This is a genomic window from Gymnodinialimonas sp. JB5-7, assembly GCF_055693405.1.
In genome coordinates, this window is sequence record NZ_JBVFUX010000012.1 from 2,656,294 (window position 1) to 2,682,970 (window position 26,677).

A 26,677-nucleotide genomic window follows, 5' to 3' on the forward strand; every position below is an offset into this window, starting at 1 on the left:
GATGGGTGGCCCCTCGGCGGAACGCGAGGTGTCGCTGAGCACCGGAGCAGGGTGCGCCGAAGCGTTACGCGGTGAAGGTTTTGACGTGATCGAACTCGATCCCGGTGCCTTTGGCTCGGGTGAAGATTTGTGCGTGTCGCTTCGCGCCGCCAATCCCGATGTCGTGTTCAATGCATTGCACGGGCGCTGGGGCGAAGATGGCTGTGTGCAGGGTCTGCTGGAATGGATGCGCCTGCCATACACGCATTCCGGTGTGTTGGCCTCGGCGCTTGCGATGGACAAAACCCGCGCCAAGGACGTGTATCGTCGCCATGGACTGCCGGTTGCGAATTCCGTGATTGCGCCGCGCGACCAAGTGCGGGTCGAGCATGTGATGGACGCGCCTTATGTGGTGAAGCCGAACAATGAAGGCTCCTCCGTTGGCGTTTACCTGGTGCACGAGGCCGCGAATGGCCCGCCGCAGCTGGATGATCAAATGCCCGAAGACGTTCTGGTTGAGCAATTCGCGCCGGGCCGCGAGCTGACCTGTTCCGTTCTGGGCAATGGCCCGAATGATCCGGGCGCGTTGACCGTGACGGACATCATCACGGACGGCTGGTACGATTACGACGCCAAGTACAAGCCGGGCGGTTCGCGCCATGAAGTGCCCGCCAATGTGCCGGCCGAGATTTTCGACGCCTGCATGGATATGGCTGCACGTGCGCATACAGCGCTTGGATGCCGTGGCGTCAGCCGCACGGATTTCCGCTGGGACGACAGCAAAGGCCTCGGCGGTCTGATCGTGTTGGAGACAAATACGCAGCCCGGCATGACGCCCACCTCGCTGACGCCAGAACAGGCCGAGGCGAAAGGCATGTCGTTTGGGGCCTTGTGCCGCTGGTTGGTGGAGGATGCCTCATGCGATCGTTGATTGCCGGTAAGTCGTCAGTGCCGCAGCGCCCCGTTGCCCCCCATGATCCCGCACCCTCGCGGTTGAGCTACCGCGTGCAACGCCTTTGGCTGACGCCCGTTTTCCGCAAAGCGCTCAACATCGGCGTACCTCTATTCCTGCTGTTTGCTGCGATCAGTTGGTATCTGAGTGACGAAGAGCGGGTCGCGAGCCTGTTTGACGCCGCCTATGAGATCCGCCGCGAGGTGGAGAACCGCCCCGAATTCCGCGTGAACGTTCTGGGCATTGATGGCGCCAGCGACGATGTCACGGAAGAGGTGCGTGCCGCCCTTGCGATTGACCTGCCCATCTCCTCCTTCGATCTGGACCTTGAGGAATTGCGTGGTCGGCTTGAGGCGTTGCCCGCCGTGCGCACCGCCGATCTTCGCATCCAGACCGGTGGCTATCTGGCCGTGCGCATTGATGAACGCCGCCCCGCAGCGCTTTGGCTGACCCATGAGGGTCTTTCAATCATCGACCATGAAGGGCATTTCATTGCCGGTTTTGGGCAGCGTGCGTTGGATGGCCCGCTTCCGCTATTGGCAGGTGAGGGCGCAGACCTGGCCGTGCCCGAGGCGCTGGAATTGATTGAGGCCGCCTTGCCGCTTGGCGAACGTGTGCATGGCTTGGTGCGTATGGGTGAACGGCGCTGGGACGTCGTTTTGACCAATGGCACACGGGTCATGCTGCCAGAGGTCGGCGCCCGCGGGGCGTTTGACCGTGTGCTGGCCCTTCATGATGTGGGCGAGATCCTGTCGCGCGATCTGACAGCGGTTGATTTGCGCAATCCGGGCCGCCTGACGGTTCGCCTGACAGATACAGCTATGGAAGAGTTTCGCCGCATCCGTGCGTTGGTGGCGAATGGGACGAGTGGAGAGAACCAGGGATGACGTTGCTCTATCAGACGCAGCGGGCCATGCGGGCCAAGCGGACGGAAGCCATGCGGCGCGGTGTGATTGCTGTATTGGACATTGGCACTTTCAAGGTTGCCTGCCTCGTGCTGCGCTTTGACGGCGCGCAAGTTGAGGATGAGGGCATCGGCGCAATGGCCGGGCAGTCGTCGTTCCGTGTGATCGGAGCCGCGACCACAAGGTCGCGTGGCGTAAAGTTCGGCGAAATCGATACCGTCCACGAGACGGAACGCGCGATCCGAACCGCTGTGCAGGCGGCGCAGAAGATGGCGAACGCGCGCGTTGACCATGTGATCGTGTCACTCTCCGGCGCGCGGCCGCGCAGCTATGGCCTGACCGGGGAAGTTGAGATCCAAACAGGGGCTGTGGAAGATCACGATATCGGGCGCGTGCTGGCGATGTGCGATATGCCGGACATTGGGCCAGGTCGCGAGGTGCTGCATGCGCAGCCCGTAAATTTCTCGCTGGATCACCGCACGGGCCTGGGCGATCCGCGTGGTCATGTCGGCAACCGCCTTTCGTGCGATATGCACCTTTTGACGGTGGACGCCGCCGCGATTGAGACATTGCTGCACTGTGTAAAGCGCTGCGATCTTGAACTTGCCGGCGTGGCCAGCGCACCTTACGTCGCCGCGATGTCCTCGCTGGTAGAAGATGAGCAAGAGCTAGGCGCGGCCTGCATCGACCTTGGGGCAGGGGCGACTTCGCTCTCCATCTTCATGAAAAAACACATGATTTTTGCCGATACGGTGCGGATGGGCGGGGCCCATGTGACACGCGATATCAGCCAGGGACTTCAAATTCCGGTCGACGACGCAGAACGGATCAAAACCAAGTTCGGCGGGTTGATGGCCACTGGCCTGGATGATCGTGAAATCATCGAGCTTGAGGGGCAGACCGGCGATTGGCACCACGACAGGCGCACGGTCAGCCGGGCCGAGTTGATCGGCGTGATGCGCCCCCGCGTCGAAGAGATTCTTGAAGAGGTGCGCGCACGGCTTGATGCGGCCGGGTTTGAACATCTGCCGTCACAACGGATCGTCCTGACAGGCGGCAGCGCGCAGATCCCGGGTCTAGACGGCCTCGCAAGTCGCATTCTGGGCAATCAGGTGCGCCTTGGGCGTCCCATGCGCGTCGCGGGCCTGCCGCAATCGGCCTACGGGTCCGCGTTTTCGGCCTGTGTCGGCCTTTCGCTGTTCGCAGCCAGCCCGCAGGACGAGTGGTGGGACTTCGATCTGCCCGCCGACAGACTGCCTGCGCGGTCCATCCGGCGTGCCGTTAAGTGGTTCCGCGACAACTGGTAGGCCCTTCATCTGGGGTGCAGACGCTAAATCGCCGGTTTTCACGTCACATTGTGGCCACATTTCGCCCATTGGGGGTATTTTCCGCGTGACGCGCCGGAAACGAGTCGGTAGGCTTGCGTCCAATAAATGAGGCAGAACGGCGATCCGGCGCAGACTGGAAGCCAGGACAGAAACAGGCGGACAGTACCCATGACTCTTAATCTTACCATGACCGACGCTCAGCCTGAGCTGAAGCCACGTATTACAGTATTCGGCGTCGGCGGGGCCGGCGGCAATGCGGTCAACAACATGATCGACCAGCAATTGGACGGTTGTGAATTCGTCGTCGCCAATACGGACGCGCAGGCGCTGCAGCAAAGCCGTGCCCATAGCCGCATCCAGATGGGTGCGCGCGTGACCGAAGGCCTTGGCGCAGGTGCGCGTCCCGCAGTCGGCGCAAGCGCGGCGGAAGAAAGCATTGAAGATATCGTCGACCATCTGGCCGGTGCGCACATGGCGTTCATCACCGCTGGTATGGGCGGTGGCACGGGCACAGGTGCCGCGCCCATCATCGCGCAAGCCGCGCGGGAACTTGGCGTTCTGACGGTCGGCGTGGTCACCAAGCCGTTCCAGTTCGAAGGCAATAAGCGGATGAAGCAGGCCGATGAGGGGATCGAAGCCCTTCAGAAGGTTGTCGACACGCTGATCATTATCCCGAACCAGAACCTGTTCCGGCTCGCCAACGAAAAGACCACCTTCACCGAAGCCTTCGCGCTTGCGGATGATGTGCTTTATCAAGGCGTTAAGGGCGTGACCGACCTGATGGTGCGCCCGGGCCTCATCAACCTCGACTTCGCGGATGTCCGCGCCGTGATGAACGAGATGGGCAAAGCCATGATGGGCACTGGCGAGGCCGACGGCGAAAATCGCGCCTTGGCTGCGGCTGAGAAGGCCATTGCCAACCCGCTGCTCGATGAAATCAGCCTCAAGGTGCAAAAGGCGTCCTGATCAACGTGACCGGCGGCTACGACCTGACCCTGTTCGAGCTGGACGAGGCGGCCAACCGTATCCGCGAGGAAGTGGATCAGGAAGCCAACATCATCGTTGGCTCGACGCTCGACACCGACATGGAAGGCCAAATGCGCGTCAGCGTTGTGGCCACTGGCATCGACGCGGCTGAGCGCCAGGCTGAAACGCCAATGCCCGCGCGCCAGCTGGCTGCGGCTGCTGCAGCCATGACCGAGACCGAAGTGTCGGCTGAGGCTGCAGCCGCTGCCGAGATGGAAACGCCCGAAGCGACGGGGACGGAGCCGTCCTTGTTCGAGGGCTTCGATGCTGCCGCCGCATCGGCTGAAACGACCGAAGTTGCAGCGGAAGATGATGTGCCGCCGCCAGCTTATCAGCCGGCACCGGCACCAGCACCGGCCGCCGAAGCGCCTGCGCCTGTCCTGAATCAGAGCCCGACACGCGCTCCGATCGCGGCAGTGGCTGAGCAACCCCAGCAGGGTTACGTCGCTCCGAAACCGGCAGCCGCCGGATCCCCGACGCCGGAAGCATTGGCCCGCCTGCGCGCGGCGATCCAACGCGACACGCCCCGTGCCGAGGTTGAACCAGCGCAAGCGCAGGAACCAAAGCGTGGTTTTGGCATCAACTCGCTGATCAACCGGATGACGGGCAGCGCCGATGATGGACCGGCCCCGGTTGAGCGTCGCCAACCCACCATGGGCGCGGCACCTGCGCCTGCACCGGCCGCCACGCAGCCGACATCGGCGGATGATGGCATCGTTGACCCAGATCAGGAACGCATCGAAATTCCGGCATTCCTACGCCGTCAGGCGAACTGAGGCTAGTCACAACACATACGGAAAGGCCAGCCTTGCGCTGGCCTTTTTTGTATCTAAATCATCAACTTACATGGTTATCCCCAACGCACCGGCAAGAATCTGCCGACAGTTTTGGTCAATGTTGCAGTGCGTCATAAAGGTTGAGTTGCCCATGCCACCGGCCCCCGATAGGCCATATGCAGCGACAAAGGGGCTATTCCGACGTTGCATTGCCGCAGAGCGTTCGAGGTTAATGAACGCCGCGATACGGGTGGGACAGTTAGTGCAGGCGAAATGATGCAGGCGACAATCCGCAAGATGGTAACGTTCGATGGCGTTGGCCTCCACCTGGGCCAAAGCGCATCCGTTAGCATCCTTCCTCAAGCGATTAATGTTGGCATCTGGTTCCGTCGCACGGATCTGGACGATGCCCAGATGATCCCTGCACGCTACAACCTTGTTCCCGAAAGCCGCCTTTGCACGCGGCTGGTCGCGGAAGACGGCACCGAAGTTTCGACCGTTGAACACATTATGGCCGCCCTTGTCGGGTGCGGCATCCACAATGCGCTGGTTGAAGTGAACGGGCCGGAGCTTCCAATTCTGGATGGCTCGGCAGCGCCGTTTGTCCGGGGCATTCTGGATGCGGGCATCCAGCGTCAGGCAGCCCCGATCCATGCGTTCGAAGTGCTCAAGCCCGTGCGGGTCGAAGATGGTGATGCCTGGGCCGAGCTTGAACCGGCCCCTGGCCTCGAAATGGATTATACGATCAGCTTTGTGGACGAAGCGATCGGCTACCAACGGCGTGTTGAAAAGCTCGCCAACGGCAAATTCGTGCGGGAGTTGTGTGACAGCCGCACCTTCTGCCGTCGCGCCGATGTCGACATGATGCGTGAGGCAGGTCTTGCCCTTGGCGGCACGTATGAAAACGCGGTTGTTGTGGATGGCGATGTCGTCCTCAGCCCCGGCGGGTTCCGCCATGCGGATGAAGCCGTGCGCCACAAAATGCTGGACGCTCTGGGTGATCTGGCCCTCGCCGGTGCCCCGATCCTTGGCCGCTATATCGGTGTTCGCTCGGGCCACATGCTGACCAACAAATTGCTACGCGCCCTGTTTGCCACGCCGGGTGCGGTGCGGTTGGTGGAATGCAGCCCCGAACAGGCCGCGCGTTTGCCCGGTGTCGGGGTCAAAACCGGTGATTTGGCCGAGGTGGCCTAAGCTTTGCCCGGCAATCCGCAGCTTATTGAGCGCAACAGGGATTTTGCCCGCAAAAGGAATGTGCTAGATGAAAGGCAATCAGCCTCGAATGGGGCGAAATTGATTGTCTGCGCCGCTGTCTGGCGCTTGGATTTGGGGCCGTCTGCATGAGTATCACCCGCTTCCGTCTCTCCGGTGCTGCGCTTGCGCTGACACTTGTTCTGGCGGGCTGCGGTGGCGGCGGCGGATTATTTGGCGGTGGCGGCGGTCTTTTCGGCGGCGGCGGCGGTGGTGGCTTGTTTGCCAGCCGTGGGTCAAACCTTCCGCTTGAAGAACTCGACGCTCAAACGATCTACCAACAAGCCGAATTTGAGCTTGAGCGCGGGCAGGCAGATGATGCCGCAGAGCTGTTCATCGAAGTGGAACGCCTCCACCCCTATTCGGAGTGGGCAGAGCGTGCACTGATCATGGCGGCGTTTGCGTACCATGAAGATGGTGACTACGAGGCCGCCCGCGTTGCGGCACAGCGCTATCTCGATTTCTATCCCGGCAACGAAGACGCAGCTTATGCGCAGTATCTTCTGGCGCTCAGCTACTATGACCAGATCGATCAGGTTGGCCGCGATCAGGGCGTGACCTATCAGGCGCTGCAAGCGCTTCGCGTTGTGATCGAACGCTATCCCGATAGCGAATACACGCAAGATGCGATCCTGCGCTTTGACCTTGCTTTCGATCATCTTGCTGGCAAGGAAATGGAAGTCGGACGCTACTACCTGCGTCGGCAGCATTATACCTCTGCAATCAACCGCTTCCGCGTGGTTGTTGAGGAATTCCAAACTACATCTCACACACCGGAAGCCTTGCTGCGTCTTGTGGAAAGCTACCTCGCGCTCGGGCTCACCGATGAGGCACAAACCGCTGGCGCCATTCTTGGCTACAACTTCCGGTCGTCGCCCTTCTACGACGATGCCTACCGCCAGCTGACCGGGCAGGGCCTGTCGTTGGAAGCCGCCGGAGAGAACTGGCTGCGCGAAGTCTGGCAACAGACCGTGCGGGGCGATTGGCTGTAAGCGTCTTGACGCCCCCAACAGCTTAGGGAACACCCATCCCATGCTGCGCCATCTCGACATACGTGACATGCTGATCATCGACCGGCTGGAATTGGCGTTCCAGCCCGGTTTGAATGTTCTGACGGGTGAGACCGGCGCGGGTAAATCGATCCTGCTGGACTCGCTCGGGTTTGTCCTTGGCTGGCGTGGGCGCGCGGATCTTGTCCGGGCGGGCGCGCAGCAGGGTGAAGTCTTGGCCGAATTCGAACTGCCCGACGCACATCCAGCCCGCGCAGTACTGGAAGAGGCCGGTTTGCCCGTGTCCGATGAACTGATCCTGCGCCGGATCAACACGCCGGAGGGCCGCAAAACGGCCTGGGTCAATGATCGCCGCGTCTCTGGCGAAGTTTTGCGCGCTTTGTCGGATTGCCTTGTGGAGTTGCACGGGCAACAGGACGACAAGGGCCTGCTTGATCCCAAGAACCATCGCTTGATGTTGGATGAGTTTGGCGGCTTGGAGCCCGTTCGCGTGAAGGTTGCCGAGGCCTGGCGCAAAAAGGCTGCGGCGGCCAAAGCTCTAGCCGCCGCGGAAGCGCGGTTGGCTGATATGCGGGCTGAAGAGGAGTTCCTGCGCCATTCCGTGGCTGAGCTTGAGAAGCTGGCGCCTTTGGAAGGGGAGGAGGCGGAACTCGACACCCGTCGCCGCCTGATGCAGGGCGCAGAGAAGATGCGCGAAGACGTCGCGCGCGCCATCGATGGGCTTGGCCTGAACGGCGCCGAAGGCGCGATCGTTGACGCCCAACGCTGGCTGGATGGCGTTGTCGATCAGGCCGAAGGCAAGTTGGAGACACCGCTTGCCGCGCTGGAACGGGCCATGGTCGAATTGGGCGAGGCCCAGGCAGGTGTTGCGGCCTTCGCCGAACGGCTGGAATTCAACCCGTCTGAGCTTGAGATGGTTGAAGAGCGCCTCTTTGCGCTGCGCGGTTTGGCCCGAAAGCACAATATTCTGGCTGATGAACTTGCAGGATTGGCGGCAGACCTGTCGGGCCGTTTGGCAGCGCTTGATGGCGGCGAGGCTGAAATAGCCGAGCTGCGTGTACAGTTAGACACGGCAGAGCGGGCCTATCAGGACATGGCCGGGCAATTGAGCAGCAAGCGCAAAGCCGCGGCCAAGAAGCTCGACAAAGCCATGGCGGCAGAACTGGCACCGTTGAAGATGGAGCGGGCTGTGTTCGAGACCCGTTGCGAAGCGACACCCCCCGGGCCGGATGGCAGCGATGCTGTCACGTTCACTGTGGCTACCAATCCTGGCGCCCCGGCTGGTGCTCTCCAACAAGATCGCATCCGGCGGCGAGCTGTCCCGGTTCTTGCTGGCCCTCAAGGTGTGCCTGACCGCTGAAGCCTCTGGTTTGACAATGATTTTTGATGAGATCGACCGGGGCGTCGGCGGGGCTACGGCCAATGCGGTTGGCCGCCGCTTGGCCGCGTTGGCGGACGGGGGCCAGGTTCTGGTTGTCACCCACTCCCCCAGGTTGCCGCGCTTGGCGCCCATCACTGGCGCGTTGCGAAATCGGTCGAAAAGGGCGTGACCTTTAGCCGGGTCGTCCCGCTTTCCGAAGGGGAGCGTATCGACGAAGTGGCACGCATGGTCGCGGGCGATACCATAACCGACGCGGCGCGAGAGGCCGCGAAGGCGCTTTTGACCGGCGACACCTAAGCTGCAGGAGGAAACGCTGAATTGAAGAGGTGCCGGGTTTTCAAAGCCTTGGCCCTCGTCTACCACTTAACTCAGGCCACCTGATCTGCCGGCACACGCGGTACCGGGGCAGGGTATGGCCAAGGGTGCCACGCACCCCGCCAAGCAGAAAGAGAGCCCGCCGTGGCCGAACCATCTCGCGGATATGTCCAAAGCCAAGCCCATCGGCTGCTTATGGGCGCACGCGGGGCTTGGGCACTGCTTCTGGAAAAGGGACCAAGTCAGTTCCAATTCTGGTTGATCGCCCTGATCATCGGGGTCCTTGCGGGCTTCGCCGCGCTCTTGTTCCGCAAAGGGATCTCCTGGCTGCAGACCACGCTTTACGGGGTGGAGGATGTGCGCATGCTGCATTCCTTTGCTGAAAGCCTGCCCTGGTGGGTGATCCTGATAATCCCAGTGGGCGGCGGGCTGATCGTGGGCGCGATCCTGCACCACTTCACGCCGGATGGCCGGGTACGCTCAGTCGCGGACGTCATCGAAGGGGCCGCGCTGAACGAAGGCCGGGTCGAAGGACGCGCGGGCCTGGCTTCAGCGGCAGCCTCGCTGATCACTCTGGGTTCCGGCGGATCAAGTGGTCGCGAAGGGCCTGTCGTGCATTTGGCGGCCGTCATCTCTTCCAAAATCTCGCGTTGGATCAATGCGGACGGGATCACTGGCCGCGATCTTTTGGGATGCGCTGTGGCGGCTGCGGTTTCGGCCAGCTTCAATGCACCGATTGCTGGGGCGATCTTCGCCCTTGAAGTTGTCCTGCGCCACTTCGCCGTTCATGCCTTCGCCCCCATCGTCATCGCAAGTGCCGCAGGCATGATCATCAACCGGCTTGAGTTCGGCAATGTGACCGAATTCATGCTGAGCAGCGACAGTATGCTGCAATTCTACGTGGAATTGCCGGCCTTCCTTCTGCTCGGCATTGTAAGCGGGCTGGTCGCCGTTCTTTTCATGCGTGGCACGTTCTGGGCCGAAGATATGGGCACGGCCTTGCAAAACCGGATCAACCTGCCGCGCTGGCTGCGTCCTGCCATTGCAGGGCTGATGCTTGGCGGGATCGCGATCTGGTTCCCGCACATCATCGGTGTCGGATACGAGACGACCTCGGCCGCGTTGACCGGTGAGTTGTTGCTGTGGGAGGCGGTGGTCTTTGCCATTCTCAAGGCCCTTGCAGCCGCGATAACGATCGCGGGGCGTATGGGGGGTGGTGTATTCTCCCCCTCCTTGATGATCGGTGCGATCCTGGGCCTTGCCTTCGGATTGGTCGCCACGGGTATTTTCCCCGATGTCTCCGGGTCTGAAACGCTTTATGCTCTGGCCGGGATGGGGGCGGTTGCCGCCGCAGTCCTTGGCGCACCGATCTCAACGACCCTGATCGTCTTTGAACTGACGGGCGACTGGCAAACCGGCCTTGCGGTCATGGTCGCAGTATCCATGTCCACCGCCATTTCAACGAAGTTGGTGCACCGGTCCTTCTTCCTGACCCAGTTGGAGCGGCGCAATATTCATCTTGCCGCCGGGCCGCAGGCCTATCTCCTGTCGATGTTCCGCGTGGGCAATGTCATGCGGCCCATGGCCCATGAAAACGCGGCCCCGCAAGAGCGACTGTTTACGCTGATCGAGCAGGGCATTTTCACCGATACCCAATCGACACTGGAAAGCGCCTTGCCAATTTTTGAGCGCACGGGTCTGGACTTTGTGCCGGTGGTGCAGTTGTCGCCGCAAGGCGGCGCGCCCGCCCTTGAAGGAGCACTGTTTCACGTAGACGCGCTGAAGGCTTATAACCGGGCCTTGGCGGCGACAGCTGCGGAAGAACATTCCTGACGGTTCTGGAAACAGAATTTTTCTTTGGAGAAAGTGGGAAGGCACGGCATGGTTAACGCCATGTTGAACCGGATTCTGTTTCTCACATTTTCCCTTGGTTTGCTCGCAACCGGCGCCAGCGCGCAGGGTGCTGCGGATCGGCTGCAAACCATCCTGGGCCGCGTGCCCGTCGCCGCCTTGCAGGCGGGGGAGGGCGCGATTGTTGCCGGCTTTGGGAACGGCGATGCCGTGCGCTGGATCGCGGTGCGCGGCGCGCAAGCCGGGCGCAATCCCAACACGCCCAACCGGTTCGCGGCCCTACGGTCGGCTGCCCCGAACCAGCAGGCCATCATCGCTGCCAATGCCGACGCGGCCTTGCGGGCGGCGGTTGGGCTACAGGCTAGCGATTGGGTGAACACTTGGGAGGTCGCCCAAGGGACCGCCCGCGTCGGGGCGTTGGATATCTTTCCCGATAGTGAAATGCGCCTGCGGGGCGCGCTTTATGTGCGCGGACTGACGGAAGAAGATCGCGGCGGCACGCCAATCATGTGGACAGGGGACGAGGATTTCCAACCGGCGCAGGATCGTATCGATCTGGCCAATCCTTTTGGCGGGGATATGGGCTTGCCTCTGCGCATGGCCTTCCTTGGCGACCGCGCGGTCTGGGCAACCGGGTGGAGTGCGCTTGACCTCGCCTTGTCGCCAAGCGGTGAAACCGTTGCCTCCCGCGCAGATGCGCAGGCGGTAATCGCGGGCCTCAGGCGGGTCGGCAATCTGGGGGCGCTCGTCTCGGTGCGGTGCTGGTTGCGCAATGGCGCAGAGATGCCGGTCACAGGCGCGGAGGCCGGGCCGGTCGAAGGGTTGGCCCTTGCCGATTACGCCAACCGCGAAACCGAAGGTGCCGCGATGGTCCTTCTGTTGGAAGAAGGGCGTGATGCAGAAGCCCTTGCGGCCAGCCTGCGCGAGGCCTGGCCGATCCTGTCGGACCTTCCATCCCCTGCCGGGCCCGAGATCAGCGCGGGTGGCCAGACCATCACAATCACCATGCGCAGCGATTGGGGGAGAACGGCGCAGAAAGCAATGACGCCTATGATGTTTTCCTCAACGTACTGGAAGGCGGGCGCCTAGGGTTCCTACTGTCACGCTAGGACCTTTGGGCTTGCGGCGAAAACGGCAATACGCCCATGGTTTTGCATGGAAAAAACTGTCTCTCTGAAATCTTCTGCGGTCGCCGCGGCTTTGCTGCTGACCGCAACGCCATTGGCAGCTCAATCGCTGTCCCCGTTCGAAGAGGCGCTTTTGAACGTGCCCTCGAACGCTGTTGCCTTTGAGCGCCCCTATGTTGAGGTCGAATTTGGCGACCCGGACGCCTCATCGAACATCGCAGACATTCGACGCGCGGCGGGTCTGCCGTCACCCGATCCTTATGTCGCCCATCTTGGCGGGCTTCCCACATACCTTCGGCAAGCGCTTGTCCTTGTCGAACCCGATGACGTCATTCCGACCATTGGGATAGCCCCCAATGATCTGGGTGCGTCCCTGCATCTGTCCGTGCCGCCAAATGGGCTGCTGTCCATTGCGCTCGCGCCAGAAGCACGCGCTGCGATGCGCGCGGCGCTGGCCGACAGCGACACAATGACGTTCGAGCGGAGGGGCGAGGCGGAGGTGGCGTGGACGGGCGCGCAAGACTTTGCGGTCAACATCCAAAACCGCGACCCGTCCAATCCCTTTGGCGGAAATCTAGGCTTGTCCGGGCGGTACCTGCTTACCGATCCCGGTGTGCTGTGGTCGCCCGGCTGGCCTGCCATCGAAGCGGCCCTGTCAGACGCTGAACCGTTTGCCACGGAAGATCGTCTGGCGGCGATCATCGACGTGCTCGACGCGACGAACGCGGAAGCGGGTTCCGTATTGCGCCATGTCTACGGTGTTGTGGCCGACCCTGCGCAACTCCCGGCCTTTGCACAAACGATGCTGAGCAACCCGTCCATCGCCATGACCGCTCTCATGGCGTTCGACCTTGCAACGCAGGATACCGACATTGGCTTTATGGTGCTGACCTTTTCCGCGGGCACGGACGTGACAGCACTTGCTGCAAACGTACGGACGACGCTTACCGACGGCATGAGCCTTGGGGCGCGCAGGCCATTCAATCAGATTTTCGAAGACGCACCGATCGTTACCGTCCATGACGGTGAGGTTCCTGCCCTAAGCATCCGATCATCCGCGCCGGCGTCCGATGACTTTCTTCAAAACCGCCCGTCCCATACGCTAACGAACCTGCTGTTCATCGGTGATTTGGGACATGTCCTGACCCCGTGAAGGTCAGAGCTTTTCGACTGCGACCCGATCCGAATAGAAGGCGATGTGCCCGGCAATCTCGCTGACTTGATCCAGCGGGGTCTCATAGCTCCAGGCGGCATCGACGATCTCGCCATCTGGGCCGGAAACCGTGAAATACGTGGCCGTTCCCTTGTGGGGGCACCGCGTGGTCGAGGTCGTCTGTTCCAGAAAGCTCATCCCGATATCTTCGCGCGGGAAGTAGATCACCGGTGGATAGGAGCCTTCGGTCAATTCCAGGGCATTGGCGCTTTCGCCCAGAACAGCACCGCTGGCGCGAACAACCCAAGTGCCGGATACCTTACGGATCGTGATATGGTCTGCCATCGTGCCTGTCCCCCAATGTTGAACGCCGCTTCTACCCTGCTCGGTCGCAGTTGCACAAGGGAGGGGCGCGTTTGTCTTCAGATTGGCGCACACGCCGCTGCAAGCCAGGTTGCGGTCGACTTGTGCCCGCCATCCGTCAAACGTGGGCCGATCTTTTGCAGCACGTCTGAATGGTAGGAGTTCAGCCAATCGCGTTCTTCAGGGGCCAGCATATCTGCAACGATCAGGCGGCGGTCGATTGGCGCATAGGTCAGTGTCTCAAACCCCAGCATCTCACGATGTGCGTCGGCCCCTTCCGGGGCTTCGGCCACGTAAATGAGGTTCTCGATCCGAATGCCAAACGCACCTTCGCGGTAATAGCCGGGCTCGTTGGACACGATCATGCCCGCCTCAAAGGCACGCGCCCCGTCCGCGCCAACCGTTGTGGCCCTTCATGGACACTCAGATACACCCCAACGCCGTGACCCGTGCCGTGGTCGTAATCCCGGCCTGTGGCCCATAGGGGCGCGCGCGCCAATGCATCAAGATGTGCGCCACTGACACCCTTGGGAAACCGTGCGCGGTGGATGGCGATCAGGCCTTTCAGGACCAGCGTGAAGCACAACCGCTCTTCCTGCCCGACTTCGCCCACGGGCAAGGTGCGCGTGATGTCCGTGGTGCCGTCCTCATACTGCGCGCCACTGTCGATCAGGAACAACTGGCCCGGCAGGACAGGTGCGTTTGTCTTCGTGGTCACGCGGTAATGCACGATGGCGCCATTGGGTCCGGCGCCCGCAATCGAGATCGAACGACAGGTCGCGCAGCGCGCCGGTCTCCGCGCGAAAGCCTTCCAACTGCGTGGCCACGTCTATTTCCGTCAGGCCTCCCGCCGGGGCCGTTTCGTCAAACCAATGCAGGAAGCGCGCCATCGCGACACCGTCACGCAGATGGGCGTCCGCACTTCCGGCCAGTTCGGCTTCGGTCTTGCGCGCCTTTGGCAAAAGGCAGGGATCGGCGGCCTTCACGATCTCTGTGCCCGCACCCTCCAGCGCCCATCGAACCGCATCGGGGCAGGTGGCCGGATCAACGCGCACCGGGCCCTTCAACTCTGCAAGGGCGGCTTCGAACGCATCCCAAGGGGCAACGCGCACGCCCTCGCCAAGATCGAGCCGCTCGAATTTCGCAGGGTCCGAGAACACGGTCTTGGCGCCATTGGCATCAAGGATCGCAAAGGCCTGCACGACTGGCAGGTTGGCCAGATCGGACCCGCGGATATTCAGCAACCAGTTGATCGAATCCGGCAGTGTCAAAACAACGGCGCCCTGACCCTTTTCGTGCAGAATGCTCAGGATCTCTTCCCGCTTTTCCGCACTGGACCGGCCCGCAAGCGCCTCGGGATACGGCACAGCCGCTCCATCCGGTCGTCCCGGCCGATCTGCCCCCAGATCGCATCAACGGCGTTGTCGACAGGGGCCAAGCTGATCTGATGCGGCCCCACCTTGGCCTCAAGCCGCGCAATCTCGTTGATGGTGTGCAGCCAAGGGTCAAAGCCGATTTCGCCCCCACCGGGCATGTGCTCCAGCAACCAATCACCAAGTTGTACCTCGGGCCAATGTACTGGCGTGAAGTCCGCGGCAATCTGGGATTTGACCTGCACACGGTAGCGCCCGTCGATGAAGACGCCCGCGATGTCTGGCAAGATCGCGGCGAAACCGGCTGATCCGGTGAACCCCGTCAGCCAGGCCAGACGCTCATCGCGCGGGGCGACATATTCGCCCTGATGCGCATCGGCGCGGGGGACTAGAAAGCCGTCCAGACCGTTGGCTGCAAGATGGGCGCGCAGGGCTGCCAAGCGGGGCGGACCATCTTCGGGCCGCGTCTGTTCCTCAAAGTTCTGAAACATCTCGTGCTCCCCTCAATGGTGTTGCAGAGCTTGCGTCAGCCTGCCTTGCGCATCCCCATCACGCGCGCCCGCGCCCTTGGGTCCGTGTCGAAAAGCGAGGCCAGCTGTTCAGTGATCGCCCCGGCAAGCTGTTCGGCATCCGTGATCGTCACCGCGCGTTCGTAGTACCGGGTCACGTCATGGCCAATCCCGATGGCCAGCAGTTCGACCGCGCGCCGCTTCTCAACCATGGCGATCACATCACGCAGATGCTTTTCCAGATAGTTGGCCGGGTTCACCGACAAGGTGCTGTCATCCACCGGCGCGCCGTCCGAGATCACCATCAGGATCTTGCGTGCCTCGGGCCTGCCGGCCATCCGCCGATGCGCCCATTCGAGCGCCTCGCCGTCGATGTTTTCCTTGAGCAAGCCCTCTTTCATCATCAGGCCAAGATTGTCCCGCACCCGCCGCCACGGCGCGTCGGCACTCTTGTAGATGATATGGCGCAGGTCGTTCAGGCGCCCGGGCTGTTGCGGACGGCCTTGGCCAAGCCATTCCTCCCGCGCCTTGCCACCCTTCCAGGCACGTGTGGTGAAGCCGAGGATTTCGACCTTCACGCCGCACCGCTCCAGCGTGCGCGCCAGAACATCGGCGCAGATCGCAGCAATCGAAATCGGGCGCCCTCGCATGGAGCCGGAATTGTCGAGCAGCAGCGTCACGCACGTATCGCGAAACTCGGTGTCATGTTCGATCTTGAAGCTCAGCGGCGTGGTGGGGTTGGCCACAACCCGCGCCAGACGGCCGGCATCCAGAATGCCTTCTTCCTTGTCGAATTCCCACGACCGGTTCTGCTGCGCCTGCAACCGCCGTTGCAGTTTGTTGGCCAGCCGCGACACCGCGCCTTTCAGGGGCTCAAGCTGCTGGTCGAGATAGGCGCGCAGGCGCTCAAGCTCTTGCGCCTCGGCCAGATCCTCGGCGGCGATTTCCTCGTCGTTTTCGGTCGAGAACACCACGTATTCGGGGTCAGCTTCGGAATGCGGGGCAGGGGGCGGCGGATCAAGCGGGGCTTCGCCATCAGGCAGCTCCTGCTCCTCCATATCTTCCGACTCGCCATTGTCGTCCATCTCGACCTGCGCCTGGGAGGCATCCTGCTGCTCTTCCTGGCTGCGCTCGGGCGAGGCTTCGGCCTCTTCCTCCTGGTTATCGTCTTCGCCGGTCGAGTCGGGCTGATCCTCTTCCTGATCCTCGCCCGCATCCTCGTCGGACTCGTCGTCGATATCGTCCGGGTCGTCGCCCAATTGGTCGCCGTAGCCCAGATCGTCGATCAGCTGTCGCGCGAATTTTGCAAAGGAGGTCTGGTTAGACAGAACATCTTGAAGGTTTTCTAAGGTCCCATCGCAACGATCCTCGATGAAGCCGCGCCACAACTCCATCACATTGGCCGCTTCGGTCGGCATGTCACGACCGGTTGCCAAATGTCGGATCAGATATCCCGCAGCCGTGGCCAGGGGGGCGTCGGCCGCATCTCGGATCTCACCATATCCCTTGCGGCGCGCGTCCGAGCCGATTTTGGCATCAATATTGCCCGCCGTGCCCGGCATGTCGCGCGCGCCCATCGCTTCGCAGCGGGCGGTTTCCATCGCTTCCATCAGATCGCGGGCCATGGCACCTTGCGGCGCATAGCGCGCGGCAGTGCCCTGATCGTGGTACTTGTGGCGCAGGGCCAAGGCATCTGCTGTCCCGCGCGCGAGCAAGACTTCCTCGCGCGTCATCCGTCGACTGACCTGCGGTAGACGCACACTGTCACCCGACAGTCCCGGCGGGTCCACCGTGTAGGTAACCGCCAGTTCCGGGTCATCCGCCATCACACGCGTGGCCTCGGCCAGCGCCTTCTTGAACGGATCGGCAGGGTTGTCGGATGGATTGAACTTGCTCATGCCCGATATGTGGACCGCAGGGGCGGGGAGGGCAAGGGGAACTCGTGCCCCTAGGGCCCGGCCGCCCACCAGTCATCCAACGGACCCGTGCAGGGTGCGGGCAAGGCTGCTGTCCAATCCCATTCCGATAGTCTGACACGCGGAATCTCGGCACGGCCTGAATCCGCAACGGAATAGAGCACCGCCTCGGTCTCCCCTTCACCGCCGCGTTCCCCAAAAACCTCCCAATCGCCGGTCAGCATATTCACATCACAACGAAAGCCGCCCGCATCCAGCCGGTCATAGGTCGAATAGGTGAAGCCCGCGATCACAAAGGCGCTGTCACGAAAGGCAATTGTCAGCGTTTGCGACCAGGGCGACCGGCCAATCCCAATCTGCTCTGATTGCAAAAGGAGGGAGCCGTTTTCAGCTTCCTCAAGCCACGGGGCCTGCCCAAAAAGCGGGCCGTTGAATGCGATGTTGCGAACCACCTCCAAAACGGCACTGCCGTCCGACCGACGCCGGTCGGTGAAAATCACCAGATCAGCGGCGTCCGGCTCATCCGCTGAGGTCAAAAGCACCGCCGTTTCGCACCCATTGCTCCCTCAACGAGGTCGAGACAAAGGCTGTCGATCAAGCGCGGCAGTAAAGACGCCTCCGCCTCCGTCAGCTCTTGGCCGATAGCAGGGGCTGCGGCAAGCAGTCCTGCCGCGAATGCCAGATATCTCATGCGTCGTCTCCAATCTCGCCAAATCAAGGTGCGTGGTCGAACCAGCTTGCAAGGATCTCATCGCAATGCGACGGCGGCTCGCGAAATGACCACCATCGCACATCCGTTTCATCAGGAAAGGCCTGCCCGACGGTATCCCAGTCTATCGTTTCTTCGGTTGATTCCGGATCGACGCGAACAGCAACGGCGCGCCATGTCCCTGCAACCAAATCAACATCGCAGCTGAAATCGCCCCCATCGGGCGGTCATAGCTGCTGTAGGAGTAGCCAATGACCTGAAACGCATCGTCGTGATAGGCGATTTCGAGCGTTTCGAACCAGGGGTAGCGGCCATGGCTGGACTGTTGCGAATGAACCAAAAGGGCGCCGCGTTCGCCCATTGCCAACCGCGCGCGTTGACCGTCCTGATCGCTGTGCACCGCAAAATCGCGCGCAACCAATGGCGCGATCGCCTCGTTTGAGGGGACGATCAGCAGATCGACCATGCCGTCCAACGTATCCGAGGTCAGCAGCAGGACACGGTCACAGGTCGGGCCACCCGGCGCCAGCTCGATGCAAGTCGCATCTACCAAACGTGCGGCGATGGCGGCTTCCATTGCCGTTGGGGCCGGGCCGTCGGCCAATGCAGGGGCCGACGCGATCAAGGCCAGAAAAAGGCCGGTCATGTGGGATTTGGACAGCATATTCACTCCGCTCACTGCGAAGAGAGTGCCCTCAGGCCCACCATCCCGTCGAGTGCGGGAAACCCTTACAGCGCGTAGCGATCCACGCAGGATTGCACTGCCATCACCAACTCTCGGCCATCATCGGCAAGGTACGGCGTGCCGTCACCGACAAGGCGCGGATAAAAGCTGGTGCGCGCCACGCTTTCCGCATGGCTGAAATAGCCTGCTGCCAGGTCCTCGATGGCGCTCAGGCTGGCGTCACCGCCGGCCTCCTGCACCAATGTGGCAGGCGGTCCGCCAAAGGCAGCGCCTCGACCTGGGCGAGGGTATTGGCGAATTCATAGGCATGGCCATAAGCCGAAAGGACCGCTGCACAATGCAGTGCCATCGCTTCGCCTTCATCGGGCCAGTTGAGTGGTGAGGCCCCCGCGTGGGGGCGGACAGGCACACGGCAACAGCCGCGGCCCAAAGCCGTGATTGACGCATTATCTTCCCCTTCACGTGATTGCAGTCGGATCGTTTTTCCGTCCGACCGTCGCGGCCGCAGAATAGCAGACGGCGGAATTCCGCCCAAATCACAAATGAAGGTTCCGTTGCGTTATGTTGCTGCCTTGCATGATCTTTTGGCGGTCACGAACCAATCGGGCTCAGCGTTGCCGCCGCACAGCAAGACGCAAACGCGCTCCCCTGCGGATGGCACATATGCGCCAGATGTCAGTGCCGCCAGCGCCACGGCGCTGCCCGGCTCTCCGACAAGACGCGTGCCCTCCCACAGGCGTCGTGCGGCCTCATATGTGGCCGCGTCGTCCACGATGATGGCTTCATCGACATGGTTCCGGATCGCCTCAAAACTGTCGACGCCCAGGCGCGGACCACCAAGCGACCCAGCCGCCACGCCACTAGCGGACACATCGATATCCGGCCCCTCACGCAGGGATCGCTCCAGCGTGTTCGTGCCCTCGGTCTCGACCGAGACAATCTTCACCCGGTCCCGCAGCCAAGACGCCACGCCACCGATCAAACCGCCCCCACCGGTGGAGACCAGGATCGTGTCAATTCCGCCCGTTTGCTCCTCGATCTCTTGCGCAACCGTCCCCTGACCGGTCAGGGTTGGCACCGTGTCATAGGGGTGAACCGACAGCGCGCCGCTGTCCTCGGCATAGGTCGCGTATTCCGCCATGCAGTCCGCGACGGAGCCGTCCGTCAGAATAACCTCGCCTCCGAACGCCCGCATCCGGCGCAGTTTCTCTTCCTTGGCAATCGCCTCGGGCACGTAGATGCGGCTCTTGTGCCCCAGCTTGGTCGCCGCATAGGCCACCGCCGCGCCATGGTTGCCGCCGGAGGCCGCGACGATCCCCACATCTGGGACATCGCGGGTCAGCATGTTGAAAAAGGCGCCCCGTACCTTGAAAGAGCCGGTGACCTGCGTGTGCTCCAGCTTGAGCGTGATTGAACCAGAGAGGCCAAGCGCGTCTTCTGATATCGAAAGAATGGGCGTTTTGCGGATATACGGCGCGATCAGAGGCGCGGCATCGGATATCTCTTGGGGTGTTGGGTATGGCATGGCCGGACGATGGACCGGGTGGCCAGGGGCGTCAATCCACGCCTAGAGCCCGGCACACGGATCCGGCGCCTGCGGGGTCGCTGGCCGCCCCTCGATCCGCCGCGCAATTTCCTGACTGCGCCGCCAAATCCCAAGTGTATTGCCCGGAAGACCGACGGCATCCAGCACAGCCCCCTCAACCGCACCACGAACACGGCCCTGCACGTGTTGGCCGGCGCGGCATTCCGCCTCGGCCCGGCTTTGCGGGATGGTTGGGATGTTCGGCACGCCCGGCACATCGCTCAGGTTGATGCCCGGTGCGATTTCCGGGTTCAGCTGCGCATTGATATCCGGCGTCTGAATGTCCGCCACGATCGTCCCGCGCGTAGGGCATTGCAGGCGGGTGCCCTGCGGGTCAGGCCCCAATACCTGGCACACCTCACCATCGGCCAAGGTAATGGACTGGCCCGGCGAATAGACCGGCTGGCATGCACTCAGCGCACAAACAGCGATTGGTATGACAAAAAGGCGTTGCATCGCCCCTTTATGCACGGAGGCTGGCGGCCCCGTCGCGGGGAAACCCCGCGCAGTCGGCCCCTTAGCGCAGCGGACAGGCCACTGCAGCACTGCCTGCGATGCGTGTGCAGCTCGGCGGTGGACCGGGTGGCGGGGCCTCGACCTGCTCCTCTCCCGTCTCGTCAATGATGACGAAAGATGCACCGTCGCCCAACACATCCGAATGCGCCAAAAGCAGCCACATATAGTAGCGGCCAAACGGGTCCTGCGGATCGTCCGAGACCCGCGTCAGGATCTCCGCGACTTCGGCCTCCGTTAGGCCGTCGAAGCTCTCCGGGTTGGGCAGCAACAGGTCGGTTGCGAGCGCTTCAGCGGCATTTGTCTCAGGCAGGGCCGTGTAAAGTGGCAGAGCCTCTTCAATATCGGCTAGCGACAGATTGGCCCGGCCACTGACGGCTTGAAGCAAGGCTTCAACATCCGCGCCAAAATCACCTGCTGCCAACGCCTCGTCGATCCCGCGGATCACCGCCGTCAGCCGCTGCCTGCGCTCAAAATCGAAGGGCAGGGGATCAATTTCGCTGCGCAAGGCCGTCGAGCGCGTTGGCGAAACATCCGGGAACCGGCGGGTGGAAAGCTCCCGTTCCACCACCCGGCGCGACCGCTCCCAATCCTGACAATCGGCCTGCGCCTGTCGCAGGATCGTCAAAAACGGTTCAGGCGGGTCGCGCAACGGCTCGCCGCCCCGGCGCAGGACGTCTACCGCGATGTCATGCTCAGTGGCGCGCGCCTCTGCGATGGCACGGATGCGGTCAGCGGAAACACCCGACTCCTCCGCAACATCCTCCAGCCGGATCACATCACCGTAGAGGTCAACCTCGGACGCCCCCAACAGGCAGGCGGCCCCGTACCAGGCAATGGCAAATCGCATATCCTCAAGCGATTGCGGTGGGCTGAACGGCCGATCCCCCGGCGGGCTCGCCTTTGCCGGACCAAAGCAAAGCGCAGCCGCCAAAAGACCCGCAGCCACCCTCATGCCGAAGCCGCGGCGACAACATTGGCCGTGTTCAGAACAATGAATGCCGCAAAGGCCACAAGGAAAAAGCCAAGGCCCGGGCGTTTGCGCCACAAAAGACCAAGACACCCAAGAAGCAGCGGGATCGCGATCAATCCCAGCGAAAAGCCAATGAAGCCCGCCCAATCAAAGCCGGACCCAGCGCCCTCAGACAGGAGGATGTAAAGCGGAAAGCCCGCTTGCAGACCCCAAAGCAGAATGAACGTGAACAGCACCCACCACCCCGTCCGGCGACGGGGGCGTGGCGTGGGATCGACCTCGTCAGCCAAGGCTCATCGAGGCCGCGCTTTCCGGCAATTCCTCGTCAAAGCAGCGCTGGTAGAATTCCGCGACCGTCTGCCGCTCAAGCTCGTCACATTTGTTGAGGAACGAGACGCGGAACGCATAGCCCACATCGCGGAAGATCTCGGCGTTCTGCGCCCAGTTGATGATCGTCCGCGGGCTCATCACCGTCGAAAGCTCCCCGTTCATGAAGGCCGTCCGCGTCAGCTCACCCACAGTCACCATCTGGTTCATGGTCTTGCGGCCGGCTTCGGTATTGTAATGCGGGCATTTCGCCAAAACGATGTTCACCTCGGCGTCGTGGCTGAGGTAGTTCAGCGTCGCCACAAGGCTCCACCGGTCCATCTGCGCCTGGTTGATCTGCTGCACCCCGTGGTAGAGGCCCGTCGTATCGCCGAGGCCTACGGTGTTGGCCGTGGCAAACAGGCGGAAATGCGGGTTCGGCGTGATGATCTCGTTCTGATCCATCAACGTCAGCTTGCCGTCATGCTCCAGCACGCGCTGGATCACGAACATCACGTCGGCGCGGCCCGCGTCGTATTCGTCGAACACGATCGCAACCGGGTTGCGCAGGGCCCAGGGCAGGATGCCTTCGTGGAATTCGGTGACCTGCTTGCCGTCGCGCAGCTTGATCGCGTCCTTACCGATCAAGTCGATCCGGCTGATATGGCTGTCGAGGTTTACACGCACCGTCGGCCAGTTCAGCCGCGCGCCGACCTGTTCGATGTGCGTGGATTTACCTGTGCCGTGGTAGCCCTGAACCATAACGCGGCGGTTGTGGCCAAAGCCCGCAAGGATCGCCATCGTCGTGTCAGGGTCGAATTTGTAGGTGCTGTCGATCTCAGGGACACGGTCGGTGCGGTCGGCAAAGCCTTTCACCTTCATATCGGTGTCGATGCCAAAGACCTCACGAACCGAAATCTCTTCGGTGGGTTTCGCATCAATGTTCAAGCTGCTGCCGTCGGCCATGGTGCCCTCAAAATCGTCGGATGTTCGCGTCGCGTCGGGATGCAACATATATCGGGGGGCTGCAAGGGGAAGGGGTGGTTGGATCGATGCAGAATTGTGATTGGAATTATAACGATTGGCGTGCTTCTGTCAGGGGATGGCGACGCCGCAAGACCTTGAAAACATTATGGCCCGGATCAAGCTCCGGGACCGCGCGGCATTCTCCGAGCTCTACTCCGCCGCCTCAGCGAAACTTTTTGGCGTGGCCTTGCGTGTCTTGAAAGACCGCGCCGCAGCAGAGGACGTTTTGCAAGAGGTCTTCGTGAAGATCTGGAACAAGGCCGACCTCTACGCCGTGACCGGGCACAGCCCAATGACCTGGCTGATCACCATCGCGCGCAACACGTCGATTGATCGGCTGAGGGCGTCCGGCCCCGCGACGGAGGATGTGGATGAGGTTGTCAGCCTCGCAGCCGCCGGGCCAACGCCCGAGCAAGCCGCCGTCGCTGCAGGGGAAGCCCGACGGATCGTTGAATGTTTGGACGCGCTAGAGGCGGATCGCGCCAATGCGGTGCGCGGCGTTTATCTTGAGGGCCAGTCTTATCAAGACATGGCAGAGCGGTACGATGTGCCGCTCAATACAATGAAAACCTGGCTGCGGCGCAGCCTGATGAGTTTGAGGGAGTGCTTGGCGTCTTGACCAGCCGGCCAGACATATCACCCGAAATGGGGGTCCAGGCGGCGGAATACGTCCTTGGGACACTGTCGCCTGAGGACCGCGCGGCGTTTGACGCACGCCTTCGGGCGGAGCCTGCACATGTTGAAGAAGTGCGCGCGTGGGAGGTCTATTTTGCCACCATGGCAGAGGTTGAGGTCGAAGGCGTGGCCCCGCCTGCCCACGTACAGCGCGCGATTGAGGCAAAGCTTTTCGGCGCGCCCGAACGCACGATCAATGCGGCCACCCAGACGCTGTGGGAACGGGTCTCGTTCTGGCGCGGTGCCGCTTTCGCCTCTGGCGCCGTGGCCATCGTCGCGCTTGGGGTGGCCGTGCTGCCCTATCTTGAGCCTGGCGCAGTGCCCGACGGTCCGACGGCCCCCGGCATCCCCGACGGCACGATCTTGATGACCCACCTGATCCCGACCGAAAACAGCACCCTTGGTCTGGCCGTCACGCGTGAGCCCTCGGGCCAATTACAGGTGCGCCGCGTTGCCGGCGACATGTCGGCCGGGCGCGCGCAGGAACTGTGGTTGATCGTGGGCGAAAGCGCCCCGGTTTCGCTTGGGCTGCTGAATGAAGATGCGCTGACGACAATTGCACCTGATCCAGAGGTCGTGCGCCTATTCGAAGCGGGCGCCGCCCTTGCCATCTCGGATGAGCCGCCCGGCGGCTCCCCCACCGGCGCGCCAACGGGTGAAATTCTTGCCTTGGGCACCCTCGTCGCACTCTGATCTCTCGCGTCTAAGACGAGATCACGCACCTGTGCTTTCTGAAAAAATTCATAAAATGCAGAAGGTTGCGGCGTCTCAGTCTCCTTCAGCTTGATCGCTTGAAACCTTTCGCCCGCCCCTTGCGTGGCTTCTGACAGGCCCGGCAATCCCGCCGGGTCAGCGTTCCACAATGACGGGCTGCATGGTCAGGGAGGCATGTAGATCCGTCGGGCGAAGGGAAGCGGACAAAACCGCCCCTTCGCCACCCTTGTCCCCAACCTTCCTGACCCAGATCTGCGCTCGTCCGGTTACTGTCCCGTGTAACCGGCGCCCCAAATTGCGCAGACAGAAAGGCCGGGCAAATTGCCCGGCCTTTCGCTTGGATTACTGTTGGATTTGGGCCGCTGACCTTAGTTCCAGCAGCTGACACGAACGGTCATGTCTGCAGCTTCACGGCTCAGGTTTTCACGGTTCAACGCGCCTGCGGGCTGTGCGACGGTCAGGCCGACCCCCGCTTCCTGCAAGAGCCCGATCAATTGGTCCGAGCGCAGGGCAAGCGTGACTTCGTTGGGCAGGGTGCGTCCTTCGACCGTGCCGGGCAGGACCATGCCGATGACGTTGCCCGTCACATCCAGAACTGGGCCACCCGCTTCGGTATCTGCCGTTGCCACCTCAAGACGCTGAACCGTTTCCTCACCATTCACGCCCCGCAGATCGGCCAGGCGACCAAAGGTGGTCGACGCGGCCGAAAGCGCGCCGCCGAACGGATAACCCGCCACCGCGATGTCCGACCGCAGTCGGGCAGGGGCGTCCGCCATTCGTGCAAAGCCAAGCGGTGCCAGCGCCTGTGTCGGGCGCAGCACCGCAATCCCCAACGCATCATCGCGGAACGCGACCGATGCATCATAGGCATTGTCGATCAGGATTTGCTGGCACTGGCCCGTAACTTCCGTGGTGGTCAGAACCGTGCCTTGCGCGTCGAGGAAAAAGCCCGTCCGCACCAGATCAGGGGAACGGACCGTCAGGCCCGAAACCATGTCGATGCTTTCATCCAAGCCTTCCGGCACCGCTGCCGGGTCCAGCGCGCCGTCCACGGCCTGGAAGCTCGCCTGCATCATCGGCAGAACGCGGGCGATCTGGTCGTCGGCGGACGGCTCCCAGATCAAGGTGAAGCCTTTCACGGCTCCACCCACAAGCCGCGCCTCGGTGTGGCTGCGCAGATCCGGCGATTGACCGGTCAGCAGGAAGCTGTCCCCCTGCCGCTCCCGCTCGCCTTCCAGCGGCACGATCTCCAGCGTCTGCATGATCTCATAAAGGCCAAAGAGCGTCGCTCGGTCGCCCGGCTGGCTGATCAGCATGACCCGCACGCCACTGTCGTTGATTTCCTCGTACTGCGAAAACGGGAAGTTGTAGCTGTCAAAACCCACCATCGCCATCGGCAGGTCCATCTGGATGCCCGCGCGCTGATCCAGCACGTTCTGCATGCCCAACGCGGCCAACTCCCCGTTATACTCGCTCAAAAGCTGCGCACGCTGGCGCGTCGTCAGGATGCCCGTGGGCTCCATCCCGCGGTCAATCTGGTACGCCTCCATTGACCCGCGCGTGCCGGGCCCGAATGCGCCATCAATGCCGCCTGTGTAAAAGCCGAACCATTGAAGCGCGATCTGAAGCTGATCACGTTCTTCGCGGGTCAACTGCCCCTCCGATTGGCGCGCCTCCTGTGGCGTCTCGTCGGGGATCTCAACAGGCGCTGGCTCCTCTTCCACAACCGCAACTTCTTCTGCGGCAGGCGCTTCGGTCACCGCCGCCTCGGTTGTCACCGCGCCAACGCCTTGCAGCGTGTCCGTCCCCACAGGGAAGAATTGCGTGGCGTACAGATCCCCATCCTCAAGGAACGAATCCCGCGGGATCAGCCCCTGCGCCAGCAATTGCTGCAACACCAACTGCCCCAGATCCGGCTCGTACGGACCCAGCGCGACCGCATAAAGTCCCGTCGTCGCCTGAAACCCGTTCACATTCTCAACCAATTGCGAATAGGCCCGAACCCGCTGTTCAGCGGCGGCAAGGGATTGGTGCGCCTCGATCTGAACCCAAACACGGTCCTGCGCCTGTGCGCCCCCGCAGTCAAAACGCCGAAAGCGGCCACAAACGTCAGGGCCAAGACCCCCGCAAAATACGCATCGCCATGATTGTTATCGAAACCCTGTTCTTAGATACCGTGTCATTCCGCACGCCCGTGAATGCGAGCGTCAGCGGCCCAAGCGTGACGTTATCTTTGCGCGCGGTCGAATGCACCCTGATTCTCAATAGTTTTCCAC

At 62.2% G+C, this 26,677-nt stretch carries 22 protein-coding genes and 3 pseudogenes; 12 read left to right on the forward strand and 13 right to left on the reverse strand.

Annotation, left to right across the window (positions count from 1 at the left end):
• The first annotated feature begins 1 nt into the window (after position 1).
• The 10 genes and pseudogenes from ACZ1HK_RS22380 to ACZ1HK_RS22425 all read left to right on the forward strand — a co-directional run bounded on the left by ACZ1HK_RS22380 (position 2) and on the right by ACZ1HK_RS22425 (position 13,054).
• Positions 2-910, forward strand: coding sequence for a D-alanine--D-alanine ligase (locus tag ACZ1HK_RS22380; RefSeq protein WP_472630916.1), 909 nt, complete (start codon positions 2-4; stop codon positions 908-910).
• The gene (locus ACZ1HK_RS22385; RefSeq protein ID WP_472630552.1) at positions 898-1,818 is read left to right on the forward strand and encodes a cell division protein FtsQ/DivIB; all 921 of its coding nucleotides are present in this window, start codon (positions 898-900) and stop codon (positions 1,816-1,818) included. The genes ACZ1HK_RS22380 and ACZ1HK_RS22385 overlap by 13 nt, the downstream gene beginning before the upstream one ends.
• Positions 1,815-3,143: a cell division protein FtsA gene (ftsA, locus tag ACZ1HK_RS22390; protein ID WP_472630553.1), complete on the forward strand. Its 1,329-nt coding sequence runs from the start codon at positions 1,815-1,817 to the stop codon at positions 3,141-3,143. The genes ACZ1HK_RS22385 and ftsA overlap by 4 nt, the downstream gene beginning before the upstream one ends.
• Positions 3,144-3,332: 189 nt before the next feature.
• Positions 3,333-4,966 (forward strand): annotated as a pseudogene (ftsZ, locus tag ACZ1HK_RS22395) (cell division protein FtsZ).
• A 276-nt stretch (positions 4,967-5,242) separates the two neighbouring features.
• Positions 5,243-6,160 (forward strand): UDP-3-O-acyl-N-acetylglucosamine deacetylase, encoded by a 918-nt coding sequence (gene lpxC / locus ACZ1HK_RS22400; RefSeq protein ID WP_472630917.1) that lies wholly within the window; start codon positions 5,243-5,245, stop codon positions 6,158-6,160.
• 146 nt (positions 6,161-6,306) lie between these two features.
• Complete coding sequence (locus ACZ1HK_RS22405) at positions 6,307-7,209, forward strand: outer membrane protein assembly factor BamD (protein WP_472630554.1); 903 nt, start codon at positions 6,307-6,309, stop codon at positions 7,207-7,209.
• Between the two features lie 40 nt (positions 7,210-7,249).
• Positions 7,250-8,905 (forward strand): annotated as a pseudogene (recN, locus tag ACZ1HK_RS22410) (DNA repair protein RecN).
• A 213-nt stretch (positions 8,906-9,118) separates the two neighbouring features.
• Positions 9,119-10,756, forward strand: a complete 1,638-nt coding sequence (locus tag ACZ1HK_RS22415; RefSeq protein WP_472630918.1) for a chloride channel protein — start codon at positions 9,119-9,121, stop codon at positions 10,754-10,756.
• 48 nt (positions 10,757-10,804) lie between these two features.
• Positions 10,805-11,863: a hypothetical protein gene (locus ACZ1HK_RS22420; RefSeq protein WP_472630555.1), complete on the forward strand. Its 1,059-nt coding sequence runs from the start codon at positions 10,805-10,807 to the stop codon at positions 11,861-11,863.
• A 66-nt stretch (positions 11,864-11,929) separates the two neighbouring features.
• Entirely contained in the window at positions 11,930-13,054 is a 1,125-nt protein-coding gene (locus ACZ1HK_RS22425; protein ID WP_472630556.1) for a hypothetical protein, read from the forward strand.
• 3 nt (positions 13,055-13,057) lie between these two features.
• Here the strand turns inward: ACZ1HK_RS22425 and ACZ1HK_RS22430 are convergent, their stop codons facing one another.
• The 12 genes and pseudogenes from ACZ1HK_RS22430 to cobS form a co-directional block, all read right to left on the reverse strand.
• Complete coding sequence (locus ACZ1HK_RS22430) at positions 13,058-13,399, reverse strand: DUF427 domain-containing protein (RefSeq protein WP_472630557.1); 342 nt, start codon at positions 13,397-13,399, stop codon at positions 13,058-13,060.
• A 77-nt stretch (positions 13,400-13,476) separates the two neighbouring features.
• Positions 13,477-15,281: pseudogene (locus ACZ1HK_RS22435) on the reverse strand (aminopeptidase P family protein).
• A 35-nt stretch (positions 15,282-15,316) separates the two neighbouring features.
• Positions 15,317-17,197, reverse strand: coding sequence for a cobaltochelatase subunit CobT (gene cobT, locus ACZ1HK_RS22440; protein WP_472630558.1), 1,881 nt, complete (start codon positions 17,195-17,197; stop codon positions 15,317-15,319).
• 50 nt (positions 17,198-17,247) lie between these two features.
• Positions 17,248-17,751, reverse strand: coding sequence for a hypothetical protein (locus ACZ1HK_RS22445; protein WP_472630559.1), 504 nt, complete (start codon positions 17,749-17,751; stop codon positions 17,248-17,250).
• Between the two features lie 297 nt (positions 17,752-18,048).
• Positions 18,049-18,588, reverse strand: coding sequence for a hypothetical protein (locus tag ACZ1HK_RS22450; protein ID WP_472630560.1), 540 nt, complete (start codon positions 18,586-18,588; stop codon positions 18,049-18,051).
• A gap of 65 nt (positions 18,589-18,653) precedes the next feature.
• Positions 18,654-18,848 carry a hypothetical protein gene (locus tag ACZ1HK_RS22455; RefSeq protein WP_472630561.1) on the reverse strand — a complete coding sequence of 65 codons (195 nt, stop codon included), beginning with the start codon at positions 18,846-18,848 and terminating at the stop codon, positions 18,654-18,656.
• Positions 18,818-18,958 carry a hypothetical protein gene (locus ACZ1HK_RS22460; protein WP_472630562.1) on the reverse strand — a complete coding sequence of 47 codons (141 nt, stop codon included), beginning with the start codon at positions 18,956-18,958 and terminating at the stop codon, positions 18,818-18,820. Before ACZ1HK_RS22460 ends, ACZ1HK_RS22455 begins: the two co-directional genes overlap by 31 nt.
• A 210-nt stretch (positions 18,959-19,168) precedes the next feature.
• On the reverse strand, positions 19,169-20,134 hold the full coding sequence (locus tag ACZ1HK_RS22465) for a threonine/serine dehydratase (protein WP_472630563.1): 966 nt from the start codon (positions 20,132-20,134) through the stop codon (positions 19,169-19,171).
• Positions 20,135-20,176: 42 nt separating this feature from the next.
• Positions 20,177-20,650: a hypothetical protein gene (locus ACZ1HK_RS22470; protein ID WP_472630564.1), complete on the reverse strand. Its 474-nt coding sequence runs from the start codon at positions 20,648-20,650 to the stop codon at positions 20,177-20,179.
• Positions 20,651-20,711: 61 nt separating this feature from the next.
• Entirely contained in the window at positions 20,712-21,662 is a 951-nt protein-coding gene (locus tag ACZ1HK_RS22475) for a hypothetical protein (protein ID WP_472630565.1), read from the reverse strand.
• A complete protein-coding gene (locus tag ACZ1HK_RS22480) occupies positions 21,659-21,970 on the reverse strand; it encodes a hypothetical protein (RefSeq protein WP_472630566.1) in 312 nt (103 codons plus the stop codon). Before ACZ1HK_RS22480 ends, ACZ1HK_RS22475 begins: the two co-directional genes overlap by 4 nt.
• Positions 21,963-22,952 carry a cobaltochelatase subunit CobS gene (gene cobS, locus ACZ1HK_RS22485; protein WP_472630567.1) on the reverse strand — a complete coding sequence of 330 codons (990 nt, stop codon included), beginning with the start codon at positions 22,950-22,952 and terminating at the stop codon, positions 21,963-21,965. The genes ACZ1HK_RS22480 and cobS overlap by 8 nt, the downstream gene beginning before the upstream one ends.
• A 136-nt stretch (positions 22,953-23,088) precedes the next feature.
• Between cobS and ACZ1HK_RS22490 the strand changes: the two genes are divergently transcribed.
• On the forward strand, positions 23,089-23,631 hold the full coding sequence (locus ACZ1HK_RS22490) for a sigma-70 family RNA polymerase sigma factor (protein ID WP_472630568.1): 543 nt from the start codon (positions 23,089-23,091) through the stop codon (positions 23,629-23,631).
• Entirely contained in the window at positions 23,628-24,380 is a 753-nt protein-coding gene (locus ACZ1HK_RS22495) for an anti-sigma factor (protein WP_472630569.1), read from the forward strand. The genes ACZ1HK_RS22490 and ACZ1HK_RS22495 overlap by 4 nt, the downstream gene beginning before the upstream one ends.
• Positions 24,381-24,769: 389 nt before the next feature.
• On the opposite strand, the gene ACZ1HK_RS22500 is transcribed toward ACZ1HK_RS22495, so the two are convergent.
• Complete coding sequence (locus tag ACZ1HK_RS22500; RefSeq protein WP_472630570.1) at positions 24,770-26,374, reverse strand: serine protease; 1,605 nt, start codon at positions 26,372-26,374, stop codon at positions 24,770-24,772.
• Positions 26,375-26,677: the final 303 nt, after the last annotated feature.

What these genes read in the sequence shown, in the direction of transcription:
- ACZ1HK_RS22380 (WP_472630916.1), top strand. Translation starts at nt 2, where the DNA reads ATGGGTGGCCCCTCGGCGGAACGCGAGGTGTCGCTGAGCACCGGAGCA.
- ACZ1HK_RS22385 (WP_472630552.1), top strand. Translation starts at nt 898, where the DNA reads ATGCGATCGTTGATTGCCGGTAAGTCGTCAGTGCCGCAGCGCCCCGTT.
- ftsA (WP_472630553.1), top strand. Translation starts at nt 1,815, where the DNA reads ATGACGTTGCTCTATCAGACGCAGCGGGCCATGCGGGCCAAGCGGACG.
- lpxC (WP_472630917.1), top strand. Translation starts at nt 5,243, where the DNA reads ATGCAGGCGACAATCCGCAAGATGGTAACGTTCGATGGCGTTGGCCTC.
- ACZ1HK_RS22405 (WP_472630554.1), top strand. Translation starts at nt 6,307, where the DNA reads ATGAGTATCACCCGCTTCCGTCTCTCCGGTGCTGCGCTTGCGCTGACA.
- ACZ1HK_RS22415 (WP_472630918.1), top strand. Translation starts at nt 9,119, where the DNA reads ATGGGCGCACGCGGGGCTTGGGCACTGCTTCTGGAAAAGGGACCAAGT.
- ACZ1HK_RS22420 (WP_472630555.1), top strand. Translation starts at nt 10,805, where the DNA reads ATGGTTAACGCCATGTTGAACCGGATTCTGTTTCTCACATTTTCCCTT.
- ACZ1HK_RS22425 (WP_472630556.1), top strand. Translation starts at nt 11,930, where the DNA reads ATGGAAAAAACTGTCTCTCTGAAATCTTCTGCGGTCGCCGCGGCTTTG.
- ACZ1HK_RS22430 (WP_472630557.1), bottom strand. Translation starts at nt 13,399, where the DNA reads ATGGCAGACCATATCACGATCCGTAAGGTATCCGGCACTTGGGTTGTT.
- cobT (WP_472630558.1), bottom strand. Translation starts at nt 17,197, where the DNA reads ATGAGCAAGTTCAATCCATCCGACAACCCTGCCGATCCGTTCAAGAAG.
- ACZ1HK_RS22450 (WP_472630560.1), bottom strand. Translation starts at nt 18,588, where the DNA reads ATGCTGTCCAAATCCCACATGACCGGCCTTTTTCTGGCCTTGATCGCG.
- ACZ1HK_RS22460 (WP_472630562.1), bottom strand. Translation starts at nt 18,958, where the DNA reads ATGGCACTGCATTGTGCAGCGGTCCTTTCGGCTTATGGCCATGCCTAT.
- ACZ1HK_RS22465 (WP_472630563.1), bottom strand. Translation starts at nt 20,134, where the DNA reads ATGCCATACCCAACACCCCAAGAGATATCCGATGCCGCGCCTCTGATC.
- ACZ1HK_RS22470 (WP_472630564.1), bottom strand. Translation starts at nt 20,650, where the DNA reads ATGCAACGCCTTTTTGTCATACCAATCGCTGTTTGTGCGCTGAGTGCA.
- ACZ1HK_RS22475 (WP_472630565.1), bottom strand. Translation starts at nt 21,662, where the DNA reads ATGAGGGTGGCTGCGGGTCTTTTGGCGGCTGCGCTTTGCTTTGGTCCG.
- cobS (WP_472630567.1), bottom strand. Translation starts at nt 22,952, where the DNA reads ATGGCCGACGGCAGCAGCTTGAACATTGATGCGAAACCCACCGAAGAG.
- ACZ1HK_RS22490 (WP_472630568.1), top strand. Translation starts at nt 23,089, where the DNA reads ATGGCGACGCCGCAAGACCTTGAAAACATTATGGCCCGGATCAAGCTC.